Here is a 19,790-nt window from a genome sequence, read left to right on the forward strand (position 1 = left end):
GGGGCACGGGGAATGGCCGGGACCGCCGCTGCGCTCGAACGCGTTCATCAGTCGCTGTGCGTTCATTAAGTCTCTGTTGCCATCTGTTGAGATGTGCATGCAAAGGAAGATACTGCCGGGGTCCGCGACCCGTTCAACTCCGAACGGCGACAAGGGAGGACGACGCAGTGACCCCATTGCGCACCACTCACGTGCGACGCAGACGTCTGGGCGTGGCCACCGCCGCGGCCGGACTCCTCGCGACACTCCTGACGGCCGGCCCCGCGGCCGCCGTGCCCGACCCCGGAGACGCCCCCGCCCCGGCGGGCACCGTCTCCTCTCAGGACCAGGCGGAGGCCCGCGCGGCCATCCGCTCCGGCGAGATCCCCGGTGTGGACCAGGTCGTCCACAGCGACAACATCACCCACCTGGCCAACGCCCCGCGCGAGGCCTTCGCCGGCGTCAACTCGGACCTCGCCTTCCAGGGCGAGTACGCCTTCGCCGGCAACTACGACGGCTTCCGGATCTTCGACATCAGCAACCCGTCGTCCCCGAAGACCGTCGCCCAGGTCCTCTGCCCCGGCTCCCAGAACGACATATCCGTCTCCGGTGACCTCCTCTTCCTCTCCACCGACTCCTCGCGCAGCGACAACTCCTGCTCCAGCACCACGCAGCCCGCGACCGAGAAGTCCTCCTGGGAGGGCATGAAGATCTTCGACATCAGCGACAAGCGGAACCCCAGGTACGTCGCCGCCGTCGAGACCGCCTGCGGCTCCCACACGCACACCCTCGTACCGGAGCGCAGGAACGTCTACGTCTACGTCTCCTCGTACTCGCCGAGCGCCGCCTTCCCCGACTGCCAGCCACCGCACGACGGCATCTCGGTCATCAAGGTGCCGCGCAAGGCCCCCGAGAAGGCCGCCATCGTGAACTTCCCCGTGCTCTTCCCGGGCGAGGGCCCCGACGGCGGCGGCAACCCCGGCGCGCCGACCAACCCCGGCGTCTCCAAGACCACCGGCTGCCACGACATCACCGTGCTGCCCTCCAAGGACCTCGCGGCCGGCGCCTGCATGGGTGACGGCATCCTGTTCTCCATCGAGGACCCGGAGAACCCCAAGGTCATCGACCAGGTGCAGGACAACGTCAACTTCGCCTTCTGGCACTCCGCGAGCTTCAACCAGAAGGCGAACAAGGTCGTCTTCACCGACGAGCTCGGCGGCGGCGGCGCGGCCACCTGCAATGCGAAGATCGGCCCGAACCGCGGCGCCGACGGCATCTACGACATCGTCGGCAAGGGCGACAAGCGCAAACTGGTCTTCCGCAGCTACTTCAAGATCCCCCGTCACCAGGCGGACACCGAGAACTGCGTCGCCCACAACGGCTCGCTGATCCCGGTCAAGGGCAAGGACCTCATGGTCCAGGCCTGGTACCAGGGCGGCGTCTCGGTGTGGGACTTCACCGACTCCGCCAGGCCCAAGGAGATCGCCTACTTCGAGCGGGGCCCGCTCAGCGCCGAGAAGGTGGTGTCCGGCGGCTCCTGGTCGGCGTACTACTACAACGGCCACATCTACTCGAATGACATGGTCAAGGGTCTCGACGTGCTCAGGCTCGACGACCGTCGCACCGACCCGGCCAAGCGGGTGCGGATGCACGAGCTGAACGTGCAGACCCAGCCCGATTACTTCGACGACTTCGACGACTGACCCAGCTCCATGGACGTGCCGCCGGGCCGCTCCACGCCCGGCGGCACGCCGAGCTCCCAGTCCAGCCCGTACCGCTGGAACAGCTCCGCGCGCAGCTTCGCCATCGGCATCGGCGCACCCGGCAGCAGCACCGCGAAGACGGCGCCCATCAGCAGCGCCCGCAGCATCGGATAGTCGGCGTCCACGTCCCGCGACCCGTACCTGGTCACCGTGTCCCGCAGCAGGAACGCCAGCCGCTGCTGCTCCGGGCCCTGCACGAAGCCCTCAGCCTGGAGGATCCCGGCCATGTGCGTACGCATCAGCAGCGGCTGCTCCACCGCGAGCCCCAGGATCGCGTCGATGGCCCGCGCCAGCCGCTCCCGCCCGTCCTCGCTGCGCGGCTCCCGCTCCAGCGCCGCCTCCAGCGTCAGGTGCATCAGCCGGTGCACCGCCGACTGGAGCAACTGCCGCTTGCCCGGGAAGTAGTACGACACCAGCCCGCGCGCCGAACCGGCCCGGTCCGCGATGTCGGCCAGCGTCGTCGCCTCGTACCCCCGCTCGGAGACCAGCTCCACCGTCGCCTGCAGCAGCCGCTCCCGCGAACGCCGCCGCAGCTCTTCATTGACCGATGCGCTGCGCGGGGACATGCTTAACTCCTGCGTTGACTGGCTCGCAGCCAATATACTCAGAGGCGTGCCGGCCGGACCGGGCGACGCGGGGGATCGCCCGGTCCGGAAGGCCTTCACCGGCGTGCGTCAGCGCTGCCTCGACGCGACCGTCCGCTCGTACGTCACCACGGCGACGGCCACCACACACGCCCCCAGCAGCCAGCCGCCCACCACGTCCGACGCCCAGTGCACGCCCAGGTACACCCGGGTCAGGCCCACGCCCAGCACCGAGACGGCGCCGACGAGCAGGGCGGCGACCCGCAGCCGCCGGCCCGCGCCGAACAGGGCCAGCAGCCACAGCAGCAGCCCGCAGGTGACCGCGGCCGTCATCGCGTGGCCCGAGGGGAACGCGGCGTAGTGCGCCCAATCCACCGGGTCCCGCCAGCGCGGCCGGTCGCGGCCCACCGCCGCCTTCAGCACCTGCTGCACGGCGGAACCGAGCGCGCTCACCGCCACCGTCCATACGGCCAGGATCCGCTCCCCGCGCCACCACAGCCACACCACACCCACCGCGACCAGTGCGCGCATCGTCCACGGATCCCACACCCAGTCGCTGAGGATCCGGTTGGTCCGGCTCAGCGCGGGACTGCGGACGGCCGAGTCGTGCAGCCCCTCCGCGACCGCCCGGTCGAACGAGACCAGCGGCCCCCACTCGGCGGAGACGAGCGCCAGCAGCACGGCCGAGAGGGCGCCGGACCACACGGCGACGGCGGCGGCGTGACGGGAGAGCGTGGGGGAACGGGTGGGGGAGTGCATGGGGTGATCCTCCCCGAGGATCCCCCGGCTATCCCAGCGCCCTCAGCCCCGGCACGAACGCCACCAGCAGCGGCACCACCGGTACGAGCGCGGCGGCGGCCGTCAGACGCAGACGCCGCCCGGCCGTGAGGCGCGGGGCGGCGGTCAGCAGGCGGTTCACCCGGTGCGGCAGTTGGGCGTCCGGGCTGGGGCACGGGCCGAACACCCCACGGTGCTCGTTCAGTTCCACCAGCGCGAGCGCGATCGTCAGCCGCCCGTACCGCCGGGACGCCACATCGTCCGCCGCCAGCTCGACCAGCCGGTGCATCTCGTCCCGGAACGCGGCGAAGACCGGAATCTGCGGGAACCCCGTGGCCAGCGCCGACGAGCAGTGCAGCAGCCAGTCGTGGCGCGCCCGCGCGTGCCCCTGCTCATGGGCCAGCACCGCATCGAGCTGACGCCCCTTCAGGCGCCGTAGCGCCGCCGTGGTCACCACCAGCCGGGGTGCCGCCCCGGGCAGCCACCAGGCGTCCGGGCGCTCGCCCTCCAGCAGCACCAGGGGCTCCGCGCCGGGCTCCTCGCCCGGCAACAGCGGCGAGCGTACGAGGAGTTCGGCCCGGCTGCGCCGGTGCCGCGCCCGGGCCCGGCGGACCTCCCGGGTGAGCATCGCCCCGGTCCACAGGCCGCCGCACGCCAGCAGCACCGCGAGCACGGCGGACCACGGACCGTGCGCCCCCAGTTCGTAGGCCTCGACCACCGCGCGCGGCGCGGGCGCGAACACATGGCCCCGTACCGCCTGCCAGGCGGCCGCCGCGCTGAACGTCATCGACAGCGCGAAGCTCAGCAGCACCGCCGCCACCACGCACTGCCACACCCACAGCGCCACCACCGGCTCGCGCTCCGGCCACTCGGCCCGCGCCAGCAGACGCGGGGCCGCGACGGCGGCCAGAAGGCCGAGCGCGAGCAGCGCGAGGGAGACCAGCATGGACTCACCATAGGAGCGGTGGAGTACCCATCGGTATGGCCTTGGACGGCAAGTGACGCACGCCACGGAATCCGAAGCATCCCTGCTGCGGATTCCGCTGCCCCCACAGGTGTTCTCACATGGTGACGAGCATCGCCAGCATGGCCAGGCCCATCGACACCCGGCAGGCGAGGGCCATCTCCGGATCGTCCCACCGGCGTCCCGCCGTCGGCACCGTCACCCCGGCTCCCGCCGGTACCAGCCCCAGCCCGGCCCGCAGCACGTACACCGCGTAGTACGCGAGCAGCAGGCCCGTCACCACCGGCACCCCGCCCGCCGCCCCGTGCGCCGCGTGAGCCCCGCCGCCGCCCCCGGCCATCGCCACCGCCATGTACACCATGGCCAGCGAGCCCACCAGGTGGTGCAGATGGTGGCCGGAGCCGCCGCGGGCCGACCACAGCGCCCGCGCCGACGCCGCGCCGAACACCACGGCGTACGGCACCCACAGCCACCGCGACGGGGACGGCACCGCCATCACGGCCATCCCGAAACCCATCACCGCCTCGTCCGCCGCCGCCCGGCGGCCGGCGCCCGTGGAGCTCCTCGTCCGCGCCAGGCAGTACGCGCCGGCCGTCACGCACAGCGCCACCAGCAGCCAGCCGGACATCGCAGGTCCGTGCACGACGTACCTCCCCCTCGACGAGACGGCCCCTGGGACGATGCCCGGATCGGCGAGGGTGCACGCGAGCGCAGGGGCGTACTCGGGGAGCGCGAGCAGGGCGCGTTAGGCTCCGGGACGGGACCGACAGCCTGTGAGGGAGACCGAGGGAACCATGGACACCGCACTGCCCCGGGACACGGACGAGCTGACCTACCGCGACGCCACCGAGGCGGACGTGCCCGCGCTCGTCGCGCTCGTCGAGTCGGCGTACCGGGGCGACTCCAGCAGGGCCGGCTGGACGACCGAGGCCGACATCCTTCAGGGGCAGCGCACGGACCCCGAGGGCGTGCGCGAGGTCATCACCACCCCGGGCTCCCGCCTGCTCGTCGTGGAGCGGGCCGGCGAGCCGGTCGCCTGCTGCCAGCTCGAACACCGCGGGGACGCCGCCTACTTCGGGATGTTCGCCGTCCGTCCCGGCCTCCAGGGCGGCGGTGTCGGCCGGCGCGTCCTCGGGGAGGCCGAGCGGCTCGCCGTCGCCGCGTGGGGCGTGCGCGAGATGCACATGACGGTGATCTCGGTCCGGGACGAGCTGATCGCCTGGTACGAGCGGCGCGGCTACCGCCGTACGGGACGGACGACCCCGTTCCCGTACGGCGACGAGCGCTTCGGCCTGCCCCAGCGCGACGACCTGGAGTTCGAGCTGCTGGTGAAGGACCTGGACCGCCGGCCGGACGTGGCCTAGGCGGCGGGCGGCGGGCCGCCCGGTTCGGCCGGCGGCGCACCGGGTCCGCCCTGGGAGGGTCCCGGTTCGCCCCGGGTGCCCGGGGGCCGGTCCATCGCGCCCGGTTTGCCCACCGTGCCCGGCGGCCTGTCCATCGACCCCGGCTTGCCCACCGTGCCGGCACCACCGGGCGGGCCCTGGGGCTCGTCCTTGCCGGGCTCGTCCGTGTGGAACGCCAACTGCCCGTTCCCGACCGTCACCCGCACCCGCGCGCCGGCCGGGAGCCGCCCGTCCAGCAGCAGCCGGGACAGCCGGTTGTCCACCTCGCGCTGGATCGTGCGCCGCAGCGGCCGCGCCCCGTACTCGGGCTGGTGGCCGCGCTGGGCGATCCAGTCGACGGCGTCCGGGGCGAACTCGAGCGTGATGTCCTGCCCGCGCATCCGGCGCCGGGTCTCCTCCAGCAGCAGATCGGTGATCCGGCGCAGTTGCTCCTCGTCGAGGCGCCGGAAGATGACGATCTCGTCGATGCGGTTGAGGAACTCGGGGCGGAAGTGCTCGCGCAGCGGCCGCAGCGCCCGCTCCCGCATCGCGTCGTCCTCCGCCTCGCTGTCCGTGGCGCCGAAGCCGACCATGCCGCGGCCGGTGCCGATCGCCTCGGAGCCGAGGTTGCTCGTCATCACGATGACCGTGTTCTTGAAGTCGACCGTGCGGCCCTGCGAGTCGGTCAGCCGCCCGTCGTCCAGCACCTGGAGCAGGATGTTGAACACGTCCGGGTGGGCCTTCTCGACCTCGTCCAGCAGGAGCAGCGAGTACGGGTGACGGCGCACCGCCTCGGTGAGCTGCCCGGCCTCCTCGTGCCCCACGTACCCGGGCGGGGCGCCGACCAGCCGGCTGACGGTGTGCCGCTCCTGGAACTCGCTCATGTCCAGGCGCACCATCCGCTCGTCGCTGCCGAACAGCGCGTCCGCCAGCGCCCGGGCGAGTTCGGTCTTGCCGACGCCGGTCGGGCCGAGGAACAGGAAGCTGCCGATCGGGCGCCTGGGGTCGGCGAGGCCCGCGCGGGAGCGCAGCACCGCCTCGGAGACGGCCTTGACGGCCTCGTCCTGCCCGATGACCCGCTGCCGCAGGTGCTCCTCCAGCCCCAGCAGCCGGTCCCGCTCCTCCTGGGTGAGGCTGCTGACCGGGATGCCGGTCTGCCTGCTGACCACCTCCGCGATGTCCTCCGCCGTGACCTCGACGGCCGGCCCGTCACCGGCGGGCTGGGCGGTGCGTCCCGCCTTGATCCGCCCGGTGATCTCCTGGATGCGGTCGCGCAGCTCCATCGCCCGCTCGTACTGCTCGGCCGCCACCGCCTGGTCCTTGTCGCGGGCCAACTGCTCCGCCTGCCGCTCCAGCGCCCGCGCGTCGGTGTTCGTGTGCGTGCGCAGCCGCACCCGGGCGCCCGCCTGGTCGATCAGGTCGATGGCCTTGTCGGGCAGGAACCGCTCGGTCAGGTACCGGTCGGACAGCTCGACGGCGGCGAGCAGCGCCGCGTCGGTGTAGCGGACCTGGTGGTGGGCCTCGTAGCGGTCCTGGAGGCCGCGCAGGATCTCCAGGGCGTCCTCCGGGCTCGGCTCGGGCACCAGGATCGGCTGGAACCGGCGGGCGAGCGCCGCGTCCTTCTCGATGTAGCGGCGGTACTCCTCCATCGTCGTCGCGCCGATGACGTGCAGCTCGCCCCGGGCGAGCGCGGGCTTGAGCATGTTGCCCGCGTCCATGGAGCCGCTGTCGCCGCCACCGCTGCCCGCGCCCGCGCCGACCACCGTGTGGAGCTCGTCGATGAAGACGATCAGCTCACCGGAGTGGGTGCGGATCTCCTCGATGATGTTGTTCAGCCGCTCCTCGAAGTCGCCCCGGTAGCGGGTGCCGGCGACCACGCCGGACAGGTCCAGCGCGACGACCCGGCGGTCACGCAGCGTGTCGGGCACGTCGTGCTCGGCGATGCGCTGGGCCAGCCCCTCGACGATGGCCGTCTTGCCGACACCGGCGTCGCCGATCAGCACGGGGTTGTTCTTGCCGCGCCGGGACAGCACCTCCACGGTCTGCTCGATCTCCAGGTCCCGCCCGATCACCGGGTCGATCCGGCCCTCCTTGGCCATGTCGGTGAGGTCGCGGCCGTACTTGTCCAGCGTCGGCGTGCCGCGCTGCGGCGCCGGCCGCTGGTCGGGTTCGCCCACCCACGGGCCCTGCCCGCCGCGCCCGGCGCCGGAGCCCTGCACCGAGCCCGGGTCGAACTTGGCGGCGTTCAGGATGCGCCCCGCCGCCGAGTCCGGATTGGCGGCGAGCGCCGCGAGCACGTGTTCGGGGCCGATGTACGAGGCGCCCCCGTGCCGCGCCAGGTCGTGGGCGTCGAGCAGCGCCCGCTTGACGGCGGGCGTGACGGCGATCCGGGACTGCGGCGGGCCCTCGCCGGCCGTGCGGTCGATCTCCTCGGCCAGGGCGTCCGGGTCCGCGCCCGCACGGGCGATCAGGTCACGGGTGGGCTCGGTGGCCAGGGCCGCCCGCAGCAGGTGCTCGGTCTCCAGGTCCGTGCTGCCGTGTTCGGCCGCGTACGAGGCGGCGTCGCCGACCATCCGGCGCGCGGGCTCGCTCATCAGGCGGCCTATGTCGATGTACCGGGGGATGGGCCGCCCACCCGTGGGTGACGATCCGGCCCCGCCCCCGAAGAAGCGGGCCAGAAACTCGCTGAAGGGGTCGGAGCCGTAACCCTCCGGACCCATGAAACCGCTGCTCATATGCGTCCGTTCCGGTGTCCGGTAATGGCCGGGACACGCTGTACGAGAAGACCTGCTGGATCCAGGTCGCGGGTTCCCGGGCGCATTCCGGTTACACCTGTGACGAACGGGACGCACCGGCTCCGCCCGGCGGGGACGACCGGGCGGAGCGGGGGACGGCGGACGGAGCCGTATCGGCGGAACCGGCGGAGAACCGGCCCGTCAGGCGATGAAGCGGCCCGTGCGGCGGATCTCGGGGTGGTCGGTGGTCGCGCCGTCCAGTTCCAGGGCGCGGACCAGCCGCAGGTGCTGCGGCGTGTTGACCACCCAGCCGATGACCCGCAGCCCCGCCGCGCGCGCCCGCTCGGTGGTCTCCAGGGTGAGCCGCCGGATGTCCAGCGCCAGCGTGGCGGCGCCCACGGCCCGCGCCCGCGCGACGATGTCGTCGCCCCAGTGGCTCGCGATGAGCACCGTCCGCACCCCCGGCACCAGCCGGGCGATCTCGGCGACCGCCTCGTCGTGGAACGACGACACCTCCACCCGTCCGGCCAGATCGCGCCGGTGCATCACCTCGGCCAGCGCCCGCGCGGCCGCCACGTCCTTGATCTCCGCCTGGAGGGGTGTCCGCACGGCGTCCAGGACCTCCTCGAACACCGGGATCCGCTCGCCCAGCCCGGCGTCGAGCTCCCGCAGCTCGGCGAGGGTCTTGTCGGCGATCGCCCCGGTGCCGTCGGTCGTCCGGTCGACCTCGGCGTCGTGCATGACGACGAGTGCGCCGTCCTTGCTCAGATGCAGGTCCAGTTCGATGACGTCCATGCCCGCGTGCTCGGCGCGGACGAAGGACCGCAGGGTGTTCTCCGGTTCGACACCCATGACTCCGCGATGACCGATGGTGAGGAAACTCAAGATCTTCTCGCTTCCGTCGACGGCGGGTACCGCGCGGTGCCGTGCCACACGCGGCACCGTCGCAGCCTAACGATCCGCGCCCGGGACGGAACCCGTCCCGCGCGGGGAAGAGGGGTGATCCGGCCCGGATGCGGCGATGCCCAGGACGAAACCCGTGAGGAGGGCGGCGACCAGGACGGCACGGATGCTCATGGCGTACGCCTCCGGGAGCGGGAAGGGGACCTGTCCGTCCTACCCGTGCCGCCCGGCGTGCCGCGACCCCGTTCACCCGTGCGTGGGCGCGTCGTTGGGGACGCGCCGGGGCCGCGCGCACCCGCTCCGCAGCGTCGGGGCGACTCCGTGGATGCCGCTGCATCACCAACCCCGGACAGGAAAAACAGCGGCCGCGATGGGGGGTCGACAGGATAATTTCTTCCTTCTCCCCTTGTGGCGGAGAACCACCCATGGATACGGTGCCTTGACGCGAGGTTCTCCCGTGGAGGAAGTGTGATGACGGAAATTCTTGTGCAGGATGTAGTCGGCGGGGACGTGACCGCCGATGCCAGGGTGATCGACCACCCGGCGTGGCCCGAGCTCAAGAATGCCGTGGAAGAGATCCGCACCTGGCAGTCCGCGGACGGTTCCATCGACTTCGACGCCGAGGGCGCGCCCTCCCGTGGCATCGCCGGGACCACCCTCGACCGGGTCGTCGCCGCGGTCGAGCAGCTCTCCCCGCTGCTCCCGCACGACACCGCGTACCACCGGGCGCTCGTCGCCGACCTGCGCAAGTGGGCCGACAGCGGCTTCGCCGTGCCGGACTTCCTGGACTCGCTGCTGGCCTTCCAGCCCGCCGCCAACCGGGTCGACGGCCTCCAGCACCTGGTCGTGTTCCCGATGTACACGCAGAACGGCAACCCGGACCGCAATCTGGAAGCCGTCGTGCTGCGCATGGTCTGGCCGGAATGGCTCGCCGAGCTGGAGGCGACCCGCTACGACAACCCGCTCTTCTGCGGCATCACGTTCGAGGACTTCACCTCCGGGTACGACACCAACTCGGCCGTCCTCTTCCCGGAGACCATCGCCGTGCGCGAGGCCCCCGAGCGCTTCAGTTGGGGCGGCATCTTCTGCGACCGCGAGGCCGCCCGCTTCCGCCGCGTCACCGAGGCGGCGGTGGACATCCTCGGCCTCGACCTGCCCGACGACATCCGCGAGATGCTCGGCGACCAGGAGCGCTGCGAGAAGGCGTTCGTGCTCTGGGACATGGTCCACGACCGCACCCACAGCCACGGCGACCTGCCGTTCGACCCCTTCATGATCAAGCAGCGCCAGCCGTTCTGGATGTACGGCCTGGAGGAGCTGCGCTGCGACCTCACCGCCTTCAAGGAGGCCGTGAAGCTGGAGTCCGAGGGCAACGCGCACGGCCGTGACGTCCAGTACGCCGTGCTGTTCGACCGGATGTTCCGCTTCCCGGTCACCGGCGACCGCAACCGCAACTACGACGGCCTCGGCGGCCAGCTCCTCTTCGCGTACCTGCACAAGCACGACGTGCTGCGCTGGACCGACAACACCCTCAAGATCGACTGGGAGCGGGCCCCGCAGGTCACCAACCAGCTCTGCGGCGAGATCGAGAAGCTGTACCGCGACGGCATCGACCGCCCGAAGCTGGTCCACTGGTTCGCCGCGTACGACCTGGTGTCCACCTACCTCGCCCCGCACCCCGGCTCGCGCTGGGCCAAGGGCCCCGACGCCCTGGACCTGAGCCTGCCGCCGCGCAAGCTGGTCGACGAGGTGCTTCCGGACGAGTTTCCGCTGAGCATGTTCTATGAGGCCCTCTCCAAGAAGCTGAAGAACGTGATCGCCTCCACCAAGGGCATCACCGCCGAGAAGACTGGTGAGAAGGCCACCGAGAGGGTCGCCGCGTGAGCTCTCGTACGGAGGAGACGACGACCATGAACGGCAAGGGCAACGGAAACGGTGGCCCGCTCGAGGGCGCTGTCGTCGCGGTGGCCGGAGCGGGCGGCGCGGCCGGCCGTGCCGCCCTGCTGCGGCTCGCGGAGGCCGGTGCGACCGTGGTCGCCTCCGACGCGGACCCTGAGCGGCTCGCCGAGGCGGTCGACGCCGCCCGGTACGCGCACGGCGGGGCGACCGTCACGGGCGACACCGTCGACCTGCTCGACCTGGGCGCGGCCCGGGAGTGGGCCGACAAGACCGAGAAGGAGTTCGGCCGGGTCGACGGCCTGGTCCACCTCGTCGGCGGCTGGCGCGGCAGCGCCACCTTCGCCGAGACGGACCTCGCCGACTGGACCCTGCTGGAGAAGCTCCTGATCCGCACGGTCCAGCACACCTCCCTCGCCTTCCACGACGGGCTGCTGCGCAGCGACCGCGGCCGCTACGTGCTGGTCAGCGCCGCCGGCGCCAGCAAGCCCACCGCCGGTAACGCCGCGTACGCCGCGTCCAAGGCCGCCGCCGAGGCGTGGACGCTCGCGCTCGGCGACGCCTTCCGCAAGGCGGGCGGCGAGGAGGGCCCGAAGGCCGCGGCTACGATCCTGATCGTGAAGGCTCTGGTGCACGACGCCATGCGCGCCGAGCGCCCGAACGCGAAGTTCGCGGGCTTCACGGACGTCAAGGATCTGGCCGACGAGATCGCCGCCGTCTGGGACAAGCCCGCCCGGGAAGTGAATGGACAGCGCCTGTGGCTGACCCCCAAGCCGTGACCCCCAGCACCAAGACGGATGCCCGGCGGCACCACGACCCGACCGTACGGGGTTTCGCCAGCGACAACTACGCCGGCGCGCACCCCGAGGTCATGGCCGCCCTCGCCCTCGCCAACGGCGGCCACCAGGTCGCCTACGGCGAGGACGTGTACACCGAGCACCTCCAGCGGGTCATGCACAGCCACTTCGGCCCGACGGCCGAGGCGTTCCCGGTGTTCAACGGCACCGGCGCCAACGTCACCGCCCTCCAGGCGCTCACCGACCGCTGGGGCGCGGTCATCTGCGCCGAGTCCGCGCACATCAACGTGGACGAGGGCGGGGCGCCCGAGCGCATGGCCGGGCTGAAGCTGCTGACCGTCCCCACTCCGGACGGCAAGCTCACGCCCGAGCTCATCGACCGGCAGGCGTTCGGCTGGGAGGACGAGCACCGCGCCATGCCGCAGGTGGTCTCGATCACCCAGAACACCGAACTGGGTACCGTCTACACCGTCGACGAGATCCGCGCCATCGTCGAGCACGCGCACGGCCTGGGCATGAAGGTGCACCTCGACGGCGCCCGGATAGCCAACGCGGCCGCCTCGCTGAACGTCCCGATGCGGGCGTTCACCAACGCGGTCGGCGTGGACGTGCTGTCGTTCGGCGGGACGAAGAACGGCATGCTCTTCGGCGAGTGCGTGGTCGTGCTCAATCCGGACGCGGCGAAGTACATGAAGCACCTGCGCAAGATGTCCATGCAGCTCGCCTCCAAGATGCGGTTCGTCTCGGTGCAGTTCGAGGCGCTGCTCGCCAAGGACCTGTGGCTGCGCAACGCCCGGCACGCCAACGCGATGGCGCAGCGCCTCGCGGAGGGCGTACGAGCGGTGGACGGGGTGGAGATCCTCTATCCCGTACAGGCCAACGCGGTGTTCGCGCGGCTGCCGCACGAGGTGACCCGGCGGCTCCAGGAGCGGTTCCGCTTCTACTTCTGGGACGAGGCGGCCGGCGACGTGCGCTGGATGTGCTCCTTCGACACCACGGAGGACGACGTCGACGCGTTCGTGCTGGCGCTCAAGGAAGAGATGACGCACTAGCCCCGCGCGTGTGTGCATGAATATGCGGCCGACCGGAAATTGATTGACTCCGGTCGGTCGCCTCTCTATGGTCGGCGGGCATGGAACTGATCCAGCAGGTCCCCGAACTCTCCGCCTACTTGGCGGCCGACGACGTCATCGACCATGAGCACCCGCGTGTGCGTGAGGCCGCGGACCGCCTCGCCGCCTCGCATCCGGACGCATACTCATACGCGAAGGCCGCCTTCGAGCTCGTCCGCGACACCATCCCGCACTCGATGGACGCCGACGATCCGCGCGTCACGTGGCGGGCCTCCGACGTGCTGGAGCAGCGCACCGGGATCTGTTACGCCAAGTCCCATGCGCTCGTCGCCCTGTTGCGGGCCCGGTCCATCCCCGCCGCGCTGTGCTACCAGAAGTTCGAGGTGGTGCACGGTCTGGTCGCGGTGCAACTGCCGGGGGGCGGGGGCTGGGTGCGGCAGGATCCGCGCGGCAACAAGCCGGGCGTGGACGCGCAGTTCCGGATGGACCGCGAGCAGGTGGCGTTCCCCGTGCGAGCGGAGTCCAATGAAGTGGACTATCCGGTGTTGTATGCTAAACCGCATCCTGCCGTTCTGAGCGCCCTGCGGGCCGCCCGGGACCGGCCCCACCTGGACATGACGCTCCCCACGAACCTGTGAACCCTGAACGGCGGACCATGAACCCGACGCTCACCGTCGCCGACGAGGTGCGCACCCTCGTACCCGGCTTCACCCACCTCGCCATCGAGGCCCACGGGCTCGTCAACGGCCCCAGCGACGAGGCCGGTTCGGCCCTCCTGGACGACGCCGCCCGCCGCCTCGCCGAGCGCCTCGGCGGCCGCGCCCCGCACGAGGACCCGCACATCGCCGCCTGGCGCGAGGCGTACACCGCCTTCGGTGCCAAGCCGTCCCGTACGCGCAACTCCGCCGAGGCGCTCGCCAGGCGCGCCCTCGCCGACGGCGGCCTGCCCCGCATCAACCTGCTCGTCGACGCCTACAACGCCGTCAGCGTGGCCCACCTGATCCCGGTCGGCGGCGAGGACGCCGACCGCATCCGGGGCGGGATGCGGCTCGTCCGCGCCACGGGTGCCGAGCCGTTCGTCACCGTCGCCGGTGGCGAGGAGGCCGTCGAGCACCCGGAGGCGGGCGAGGTGGTCTGGTGCGACGACGAGGGCGTCACCTGCCGCCGCTGGAACTGGCGCCAGGGCGTACGGACCCGCCTCACCGAGCGGTCCGTGAACGCGCTCTTCCTGCTGGAGAGCCTGGCGCCCATGACGCGCGCCGAACTGGAGGCCGCGGGCACCGAGCTCGCCGAGTCCCTGGAGAAGCTCAGCCCCGGTGCCCGGATCACGGTCAAAGCCCCCGAGTGACGGCGGCTCGCCCGGGCGCTCAGCCCGCCTCGCGGACCTCGGCCGGGGTCGGCGCCGTGCCGCCGAGGTGCGCGGGCACCCACCAGGTGTCGGTCGCGTCCTTGGGGCGTACGGGATAGGAGCGCTGTGCCGCTTCGAGCAGCTCCTGCACCCGCTCGCGCAGCCGGCGGGTGATCGCGCCCGCGTACTGGTCGGTCGGGGCCTCCACGGGCTCGCCCACCCGGATCGTCACCGGGATGTGGCTGCGCTTGAAGTTGCGCGGCCGCCCCTTGGTCCACAGCCGCTGGGTGCCCCACAGCGCCATCGGGACCAGCGGTACGCCGGCCTCCTGGGCCAGGCGGGCCGCGCCCGACTTGAAGCTCTTGAGCGTGAACGACTGGGAGATCGTCGCCTCGGGGAACACCCCGATGATCTCGCCGGAGCGCAGCGACTCCAGGGCGTGGCGGTAGGCCGCCTCCCCCTGCGCGCGATCGACCGGAATGTGCTTCATGCCGCGCATCAGCGGACCGGAGATCTTGTGCCGGAACACCGAGTCCTTGGCCATGAACCGCACCAGGCGCTTCTGCGGCAGCGCCGCCAGTCCGGAGAAGATGAAGTCCAGATAGCTGATGTGGTTACTGACCAGCACAGCTCCGCCGCTACGCGGGATGTTCTCCGAACCCTGAGTGTCGATCTTCAGGTCGAGCGCCTTGAACATCGTGAGAGCGGCGCCGATGACCGGCCGATAGACGAGTTCTGCCATCTGGAGAAGACCCCTTCTTCAGCGCCTGGGGAGGATTCTCCCGGCGGAAGTTACGCAGCCGTAGGTATCCGGCATTGGGCCGATCGTGCCCCATGTGCGCCGTACAGGCCAGTCCTGACGACTTCGTACAGCGAGATTCTCGTCACGTCGCGTCCTCCCGGGAATCGTACGGACCCCCTGTGCGCTGCACGGGGAAGCCACCACAGGACGGACAGGAAGGCGGGTGCCGGTGCACGCGAGAGTGCTCGGAGCGGGCGAACTGGGTGCGGAGCTGGGGGAGCGGGCGACGCTCGTACAGTTCTCCAGCGCCTTCTGCCAGCCGTGCCGCGCGACCCGGCGCACCCTGGCCGAGGTGGCGGGCATGGTCGACGGCGTGGCGCACATCGAGATCGACGCCGAGCGCCACCTCGGCCTCGTACGGGAGCTGGACATCGTGAAGACCCCCACCGTGCTGGTGCTCGACGGGCGCGGCCGGATCGTCCGCAAGGCGGCCGGACAGCCCCGCAAGGCCGATGTGATCGCCGCGCTCGGCCACGCCGTGTGAGGCCTCGCGAGCCACGCCAGGTGACCTGCAGTGATCCATCTCCCACATCCCGGGACTCCCTTGACTGCCCATGCCATCCGTCGTCAGGCTGACGCCGTGCCCCAGGAACTCCTTCTCCACGGGCGGGCCGACGTCGATCTGGCCCGCAACGCGAGCGCGCGCTGTCCGGGTGTCTGAGCAGCCACGGATCACCTCACCGCGCCCTCCGCAGAAGGACCCCTCCATGACGGTCTCGCCCGACCTCGCCGCCCCCCGTATCCCCAGGCCCGGAACGCCCGGGTCCGCCCGGCCCGCCACGCCCGGCCTCCTCCGCTCCGTCTTCCGGCGGCACGCGGCGGGCGTCGCGGTGATCACGGCCCAGGGCGAGCGGCCCGTCGGTTTCACCGCCACCTCCCTCACCTCGGTCTCCGTCGACCCGCCGATGATCTCGTTCGGCGTAGGGACCTCGTCGTCGAGCTGGCCCGTCCTCGCGGAGGCGGAACACGTCGGCGTCCACGTCCTGGGCGAGCACCAGCGCGACCTCGCGGCCACCTTCGCGCGCAGCGGCGCCGACCGGTTCGGCGCGCCGACCCGCTGGCACCGGGGTCCGGAGGGCGTGCCGGTGCTCGACGGCGTGCTGGCCTGGCTGGTGTGCCGGGTCGTCGCCCGTGTCCCGGCCGGTGACCACCGCCTCGTGGTGGCCGAGGTCGTCGCCGGTGACCCGGACGGCGCGGGCCGTCCGCTGCTGTACCACGAGGGGCGCTTCAACGCTCTCCGGGACTGATTTCCGGGACTGAGAGATCCCGGTTACGGAGCGTTGGCAAGGTCACAGTTCAAAGCGCTTGCTTACCGGGAAAGCAATCGGTGTACTGACGAGTAATATTTCGGTAGGGGCGCCCGGCGCCCCGAGCGGAAACCGTCCCATCAGGCGCCTATGCTGCGTGCAACAAGGCAGCCCAGTTATGACGATGTGTAGGAGAGCCGGCGTGAGCTTGAGGATCGTTGTCTGTGTGAAGTACGTGCCCGACGCCACCGGCGACCGGCACTTCGCCGATGACCTGACCGTCGACCGCGACGACGTCGACGGCCTGCTGTCGGAGCTGGATGAGTACGCGGTGGAGCAGGCGCTCCAGATCGCCGAAGAGGCGGACGACGCGGAGATCACCGTGCTGACCGTCGGCCCCGAGGACGCCAAGGACGCGCTGCGCAAGGCGCTGTCCATGGGCGCCGACAAGGCCGTCCACGTCGAGGACGACGACCTCCACGGCTCCGACGTCATGGCCACCTCGCTGGTGCTCGCCAAGGCGATCGAGAAGACCGGTTACGACCTGGTCATCTGCGGCATGGCGTCCACCGACGGCACCATGGGCGTCCTGCCGGCGATCCTCGCCGAGCGCCTGGGCGTCCCCCAGGTCACCCTGCTCTCCGAGGTCGCGGTCGAGGACGGCACCGTCAAGGGCCGCCGTGACGGCGACACCGCGTCGGAGCAGCTCGAGGCGTCCCTGCCGGCCGTCGTGTCCGTGACGGACCAGTCGGGCGAGGCCCGCTACCCGTCCTTCAAGGGCATCATGGCCGCCAAGAAGAAGCCGGTGGAGTCCCTGGACCTGGAGGACCTGGAGATCGAGGCCGACGAGGTCGGCCTCGAGGGCTCCTGGACCAAGGTCGACTCGGCGGCGGAGCGTCCGGCCCGCACGGCCGGCACGATCGTCAAGGACGAGGGCGAGGGCGGCAAGCAGTTGGCCGAGTTCCTCGCGAGCCAGAAGTTCATCTAAGGCTCGCGCGAGCCACTCACCGCCCCCAGACTCTTCGCATCGCAGGAGATTGAAGTCCCATGGCTGAAGTTCTCGTCTACGTCGACCACGTGGACGGCGCCGTCCGCAAGCCCACCCTGGAGCTGCTGACCCTGGCCCGCCGCATCGGTGAGCCGGTCGCCGTCGCCCTCGGCTCCGGCGCCGAGGCCACCGCCGCCACGCTCGCCGAGCACGGCGCGGTCAAGGTCCTCACCGCCGACGCCCCCGAGTTCGCCGAGTACCTCGTCGTACCGAAGGTGGACGCCCTCCAGGCCGCGTACGAGGCCGTCTCCCCGGCCGCCGTGCTCGTCCCGTCCTCCGCCGAGGGCAAGGAGATCGCGGCCCGCCTGGCGGTCCGCATCGGCTCCGGCATCATCACCGACGCCGTCGACCTGGAGGCCGGCGACGAGGGTCCGGTGGCCACGCAGTCCGCGTTCGCCGCCTCGTTCACCACCAAGTCCCGCGTGTCCAAGGGCACCCCGGTCATCACGGTCAAGCCGAACTCGGCCCCCGTGGAGGCCGCCCCGGCCGCGGGCGCCGTCGAGGCGCTGTCCGTCTCGTTCTCCGAGAAGGCCACCGGCACCAAGGTCGTCTCCCGCACCCCGCGTGAGTCGACCGGCCGCCCCGAGCTGACCGAGGCCGCGATCGTGGTCTCCGGCGGCCGCGGCGTCAACGGCGCCGAGAACTTCGCGATCATCGAGGCGCTCGCCGACTCCCTCGGTGCCGCCGTCGGCGCCTCGCGCGCCGCCGTCGACGCCGGCTGGTACCCGCACTCCAGCCAGGTCGGCCAGACCGGCAAGTCGGTCTCCCCGCAGCTCTACATCGCCTCCGGCATCTCCGGTGCGATCCAGCACCGCGCCGGTATGCAGACCTCGAAGACCATCGTGGCCATCAACAAGGACGCCGAGGCCCCGATCTTCGACCTGGTCGACTACGGCGTGGTCGGCGACCTGTTCCAGGTCGTCCCGCAGCTCACCGAGGAGATCAAGTCCCGCAAGGGCTGACCGTCCCGCAAGGCTGACCTGCGGCATCTGAAGACGGCTCCGGGGCCGCGCGGTGGACTCCACCGCGCGGCCCCGCGCCGTTGGGGTGACCATTGACGCATGTCAGGGCCACCCATTAACTTCACCATACGGATTGTTGATTCCGTGTAGTGGAAATCTGGAGGGTGTGGGAATGGGTCAGCAGGACAAGGCGGCAACGAGCCTCGCCGGCGCGGTCAGCGAGGACATCAGCGCCTCCCTCGTCTCGGTCGACGAGGAGCTGGCGCGCCGCTACCCGGGCGACCCCGGCACCCGCCAGCCGGTCCACACCGTGTACGTACCCGGCGAGGTCTTCGAGGCCGGAACCATCCGCTCCTGGGGCGACCAGGCCCTCGCCATGCTCGACGAGCACGCCCCCGACGCCGCCTCCCTCGCCGCCGTCCTCGGCCTCTCGGACGAGCTCGCCGACGACGTCCACGCGCGCGTGCGGGCCAAGCTGGAGCGCGAGCCCATCGAGGACCTCCGCGTCGACTTCGAGGACGGCTACGGGGGCAAGGACGAGGACACCGACGCCGCCCGCGCCGCGCGCCTGATTTCCGAGGCCTACGCGAAGGGCACCGCCGCCCCCTACATGGGCATCCGCATGAAGTGCATGGAGGCCGCCGTACGCGACCGCGGCATCCGCACCACCGACGTCTTCCTCACCGGCCTCATGGAGCACGGCGGCCTGCCCGAGGGCCTCGTCCTCACCCTCCCCAAGGTCACCTACGCCGAGCAGGTCGGCGCCTTCGTGCGGCTGCTGGAGGCCTTCGAGAAGACCCACGGCCTGGACGCCGGCCGCCTCGGCTTCGAGATCCAGATCGAGACCAGCCAGGCCATCCTCGCCGCCGACGGCACCGCCACCGTCGCCCGCATGATCGACGCCGCCGAGGGCCGCGCCACCGGACTGCACTACGGCACCTTCGACTACAGCGCCTGCCTCGGCGTCTCCGCCGCCTACCAGGCGAGCGACCACCCGGCCGCCGACCACGCCAAGGCGATCATGCAGGTCGCCGCCGCCGGCACCGGCGTACGCGTCTCCGACGGCTCCACCAACGTCCTCCCGGTCGGCCCCACCGAGAAGGTCCACGACGCCTGGCGGCTGCACTACGGCCTCACCCGCCGCGCCCTGGCCCGCGCCTACTACCAGGGCTGGGACATGCACCCGGGCCACCTGCCGACCCGGTACGCCGCCGTCTTCGCCTTCTACCGCGAGGGCTTCCAGCAGGCCGCCGCCCGCCTCTCCGCGTACGCCAACCACGCCGGCGGCGACGTCATGGACGAGCCCGCCACCGCCAAGGCACTCAGCTCCTACCTGCTGCGCGGCATCGACTGCGGCGCCCTCGACACCGACGAGGTCGCCCGCCTCACCGGACTCACCCGCGCCGACCTGGACGGCTTCGCCGCTCCGCGGCGCGGGGACCTGACTGCCACGGCCCAGTAGGCGCCGAGGCTGTCACTGCTGCCCCGTACTCTGTTACGCGTTCGGACGGGAACGCGACACAGGGAACG

General features: G+C 71.6%; 20 protein-coding genes. 12 read left to right on the top strand and 8 right to left on the bottom strand.

The window, feature by feature from the left end:
* The first annotated feature begins 167 nt into the window (after nt 1–167).
* On the top strand, nt 168–1,682 hold the full coding sequence (locus AB0J57_RS05605; RefSeq protein ID WP_366126688.1) for a hypothetical protein: 1,515 nt from the start codon (nt 168–170) through the stop codon (nt 1,680–1,682).
* Here the strand turns inward: AB0J57_RS05605 and AB0J57_RS05610 are convergent.
* The 4 genes from AB0J57_RS05610 to AB0J57_RS05625 all read right to left on the bottom strand — a co-directional run bounded on the left by AB0J57_RS05610 (nt 1,658) and on the right by AB0J57_RS05625 (nt 4,710).
* Nucleotides 1,658–2,308 carry a helix-turn-helix domain-containing protein gene (locus tag AB0J57_RS05610; protein ID WP_366126689.1) on the bottom strand — a complete coding sequence of 217 codons (651 nt, stop codon included), beginning with the start codon at nt 2,306–2,308 and terminating at the stop codon, nt 1,658–1,660. The two genes, AB0J57_RS05605 and AB0J57_RS05610, sit on opposite strands and share 25 nt — an antisense overlap.
* Nucleotides 2,309–2,416: 108 nt before the next feature.
* Nucleotides 2,417–3,085: a phosphatase PAP2 family protein gene (locus AB0J57_RS05615; protein ID WP_366126690.1), complete on the bottom strand. Its 669-nt coding sequence runs from the start codon at nt 3,083–3,085 to the stop codon at nt 2,417–2,419.
* 28 nt (nt 3,086–3,113) lie between these two features.
* Nucleotides 3,114–4,049: a M56 family metallopeptidase gene (locus AB0J57_RS05620; protein ID WP_366126691.1), complete on the bottom strand. Its 936-nt coding sequence runs from the start codon at nt 4,047–4,049 to the stop codon at nt 3,114–3,116.
* A gap of 115 nt (nt 4,050–4,164) precedes the next feature.
* Nucleotides 4,165–4,710, bottom strand: coding sequence for a DUF5134 domain-containing protein (locus AB0J57_RS05625; RefSeq protein ID WP_366126692.1), 546 nt, complete (start codon nt 4,708–4,710; stop codon nt 4,165–4,167).
* Between the two features lie 151 nt (nt 4,711–4,861).
* Here AB0J57_RS05625 and AB0J57_RS05630 point away from each other — a divergent pair, with 151 nt between their 5' ends.
* Nucleotides 4,862–5,431, top strand: a complete 570-nt coding sequence (locus tag AB0J57_RS05630) for a GNAT family N-acetyltransferase (protein ID WP_366126693.1) — start codon at nt 4,862–4,864, stop codon at nt 5,429–5,431.
* Here the strand turns inward: AB0J57_RS05630 and AB0J57_RS05635 are convergent.
* The 3 genes from AB0J57_RS05635 to AB0J57_RS05645 form a co-directional block, all read right to left on the bottom strand.
* Nucleotides 5,428–8,184 carry an AAA family ATPase gene (locus AB0J57_RS05635; RefSeq protein ID WP_366126694.1) on the bottom strand — a complete coding sequence of 919 codons (2,757 nt, stop codon included), beginning with the start codon at nt 8,182–8,184 and terminating at the stop codon, nt 5,428–5,430. The two genes, AB0J57_RS05630 and AB0J57_RS05635, sit on opposite strands and share 4 nt — an antisense overlap.
* Nucleotides 8,185–8,385: 201 nt before the next feature.
* Complete coding sequence (locus tag AB0J57_RS05640) at nt 8,386–9,069, bottom strand: glycerophosphodiester phosphodiesterase family protein (RefSeq protein WP_366127156.1); 684 nt, start codon at nt 9,067–9,069, stop codon at nt 8,386–8,388.
* A 66-nt stretch (nt 9,070–9,135) separates the two neighbouring features.
* Nucleotides 9,136–9,261, bottom strand: a complete 126-nt coding sequence (locus AB0J57_RS05645) for a hypothetical protein (protein WP_366126695.1) — start codon at nt 9,259–9,261, stop codon at nt 9,136–9,138.
* Nucleotides 9,262–9,558: 297 nt separating this feature from the next.
* Between AB0J57_RS05645 and AB0J57_RS05650 the strand changes: the two genes are divergently transcribed.
* The 5 genes from AB0J57_RS05650 (at nt 9,559) to AB0J57_RS05670 (ending at nt 14,201) form a co-directional block, all read left to right on the top strand.
* Nucleotides 9,559–10,971: a DUF6421 family protein gene (locus AB0J57_RS05650; protein ID WP_366126696.1), complete on the top strand. Its 1,413-nt coding sequence runs from the start codon at nt 9,559–9,561 to the stop codon at nt 10,969–10,971.
* A 26-nt stretch (nt 10,972–10,997) separates the two neighbouring features.
* Entirely contained in the window at nt 10,998–11,762 is a 765-nt protein-coding gene (locus tag AB0J57_RS05655; protein WP_366127157.1) for an SDR family NAD(P)-dependent oxidoreductase, read from the top strand.
* A complete protein-coding gene (locus AB0J57_RS05660) occupies nt 11,759–12,832 on the top strand; it encodes a low specificity L-threonine aldolase (RefSeq protein WP_366127158.1) in 1,074 nt (357 codons plus the stop codon). Before AB0J57_RS05655 ends, AB0J57_RS05660 begins: the two co-directional genes overlap by 4 nt.
* A gap of 80 nt (nt 12,833–12,912) precedes the next feature.
* A complete protein-coding gene (locus AB0J57_RS05665; protein ID WP_366126697.1) occupies nt 12,913–13,491 on the top strand; it encodes a transglutaminase family protein in 579 nt (192 codons plus the stop codon).
* A 17-nt stretch (nt 13,492–13,508) separates the two neighbouring features.
* A complete protein-coding gene (locus tag AB0J57_RS05670; RefSeq protein WP_366126698.1) occupies nt 13,509–14,201 on the top strand; it encodes a phenylalanine--tRNA ligase beta subunit-related protein in 693 nt (230 codons plus the stop codon).
* A gap of 19 nt (nt 14,202–14,220) precedes the next feature.
* On the opposite strand, the gene AB0J57_RS05675 is transcribed toward AB0J57_RS05670, so the two are convergent.
* Complete coding sequence (locus AB0J57_RS05675) at nt 14,221–14,943, bottom strand: lysophospholipid acyltransferase family protein (protein WP_366126699.1); 723 nt, start codon at nt 14,941–14,943, stop codon at nt 14,221–14,223.
* Nucleotides 14,944–15,166: 223 nt separating this feature from the next.
* Here AB0J57_RS05675 and AB0J57_RS05680 point away from each other — a divergent pair, with 223 nt between their 5' ends.
* From AB0J57_RS05680 to AB0J57_RS05700, 5 genes are all read left to right on the top strand, one after another.
* A complete protein-coding gene (locus AB0J57_RS05680; protein ID WP_366126700.1) occupies nt 15,167–15,487 on the top strand; it encodes a thioredoxin family protein in 321 nt (106 codons plus the stop codon).
* Nucleotides 15,488–15,710: 223 nt separating this feature from the next.
* On the top strand, nt 15,711–16,250 hold the full coding sequence (locus AB0J57_RS05685; RefSeq protein WP_366126701.1) for a flavin reductase family protein: 540 nt from the start codon (nt 15,711–15,713) through the stop codon (nt 16,248–16,250).
* A 202-nt stretch (nt 16,251–16,452) separates the two neighbouring features.
* Nucleotides 16,453–17,238 carry an electron transfer flavoprotein subunit beta/FixA family protein gene (locus tag AB0J57_RS05690; protein WP_366126702.1) on the top strand — a complete coding sequence of 262 codons (786 nt, stop codon included), beginning with the start codon at nt 16,453–16,455 and terminating at the stop codon, nt 17,236–17,238.
* Nucleotides 17,239–17,297: 59 nt separating this feature from the next.
* Entirely contained in the window at nt 17,298–18,260 is a 963-nt protein-coding gene (locus AB0J57_RS05695) for an electron transfer flavoprotein subunit alpha/FixB family protein (RefSeq protein WP_366126703.1), read from the top strand.
* Between the two features lie 172 nt (nt 18,261–18,432).
* Entirely contained in the window at nt 18,433–19,722 is a 1,290-nt protein-coding gene (locus AB0J57_RS05700) for an aldolase/citrate lyase family protein (RefSeq protein WP_366126704.1), read from the top strand.
* The last annotated feature ends 68 nt before the right edge of the window (nt 19,723–19,790 follow it).

It is taken from the genome of Streptomyces sp. NPDC049837, assembly GCF_040674455.1.
In the GTDB taxonomy this organism is placed as follows: domain Bacteria; phylum Actinomycetota; class Actinomycetes; order Streptomycetales; family Streptomycetaceae; genus Streptomyces.

What these genes read in the sequence shown, in the direction of transcription:
- AB0J57_RS05610 (WP_366126689.1), bottom strand. Translation starts at nt 2,308, where the DNA reads ATGTCCCCGCGCAGCGCATCGGTCAATGAAGAGCTGCGGCGGCGTTCG.
- AB0J57_RS05615 (WP_366126690.1), bottom strand. Translation starts at nt 3,085, where the DNA reads ATGCACTCCCCCACCCGTTCCCCCACGCTCTCCCGTCACGCCGCCGCC.
- AB0J57_RS05620 (WP_366126691.1), bottom strand. Translation starts at nt 4,049, where the DNA reads ATGCTGGTCTCCCTCGCGCTGCTCGCGCTCGGCCTTCTGGCCGCCGTC.
- AB0J57_RS05630 (WP_366126693.1), top strand. Translation starts at nt 4,862, where the DNA reads ATGGACACCGCACTGCCCCGGGACACGGACGAGCTGACCTACCGCGAC.
- AB0J57_RS05635 (WP_366126694.1), bottom strand. Translation starts at nt 8,184, where the DNA reads ATGAGCAGCGGTTTCATGGGTCCGGAGGGTTACGGCTCCGACCCCTTC.
- AB0J57_RS05645 (WP_366126695.1), bottom strand. Translation starts at nt 9,261, where the DNA reads ATGAGCATCCGTGCCGTCCTGGTCGCCGCCCTCCTCACGGGTTTCGTC.
- AB0J57_RS05650 (WP_366126696.1), top strand. Translation starts at nt 9,559, where the DNA reads ATGACGGAAATTCTTGTGCAGGATGTAGTCGGCGGGGACGTGACCGCC.
- AB0J57_RS05655 (WP_366127157.1), top strand. Translation starts at nt 10,998, where the DNA reads ATGAACGGCAAGGGCAACGGAAACGGTGGCCCGCTCGAGGGCGCTGTC.
- AB0J57_RS05665 (WP_366126697.1), top strand. Translation starts at nt 12,913, where the DNA reads ATGGAACTGATCCAGCAGGTCCCCGAACTCTCCGCCTACTTGGCGGCC.
- AB0J57_RS05670 (WP_366126698.1), top strand. Translation starts at nt 13,509, where the DNA reads ATGAACCCGACGCTCACCGTCGCCGACGAGGTGCGCACCCTCGTACCC.
- AB0J57_RS05675 (WP_366126699.1), bottom strand. Translation starts at nt 14,943, where the DNA reads ATGGCAGAACTCGTCTATCGGCCGGTCATCGGCGCCGCTCTCACGATG.
- AB0J57_RS05685 (WP_366126701.1), top strand. Translation starts at nt 15,711, where the DNA reads ATGACGGTCTCGCCCGACCTCGCCGCCCCCCGTATCCCCAGGCCCGGA.
- AB0J57_RS05695 (WP_366126703.1), top strand. Translation starts at nt 17,298, where the DNA reads ATGGCTGAAGTTCTCGTCTACGTCGACCACGTGGACGGCGCCGTCCGC.
- AB0J57_RS05700 (WP_366126704.1), top strand. Translation starts at nt 18,433, where the DNA reads ATGGGTCAGCAGGACAAGGCGGCAACGAGCCTCGCCGGCGCGGTCAGC.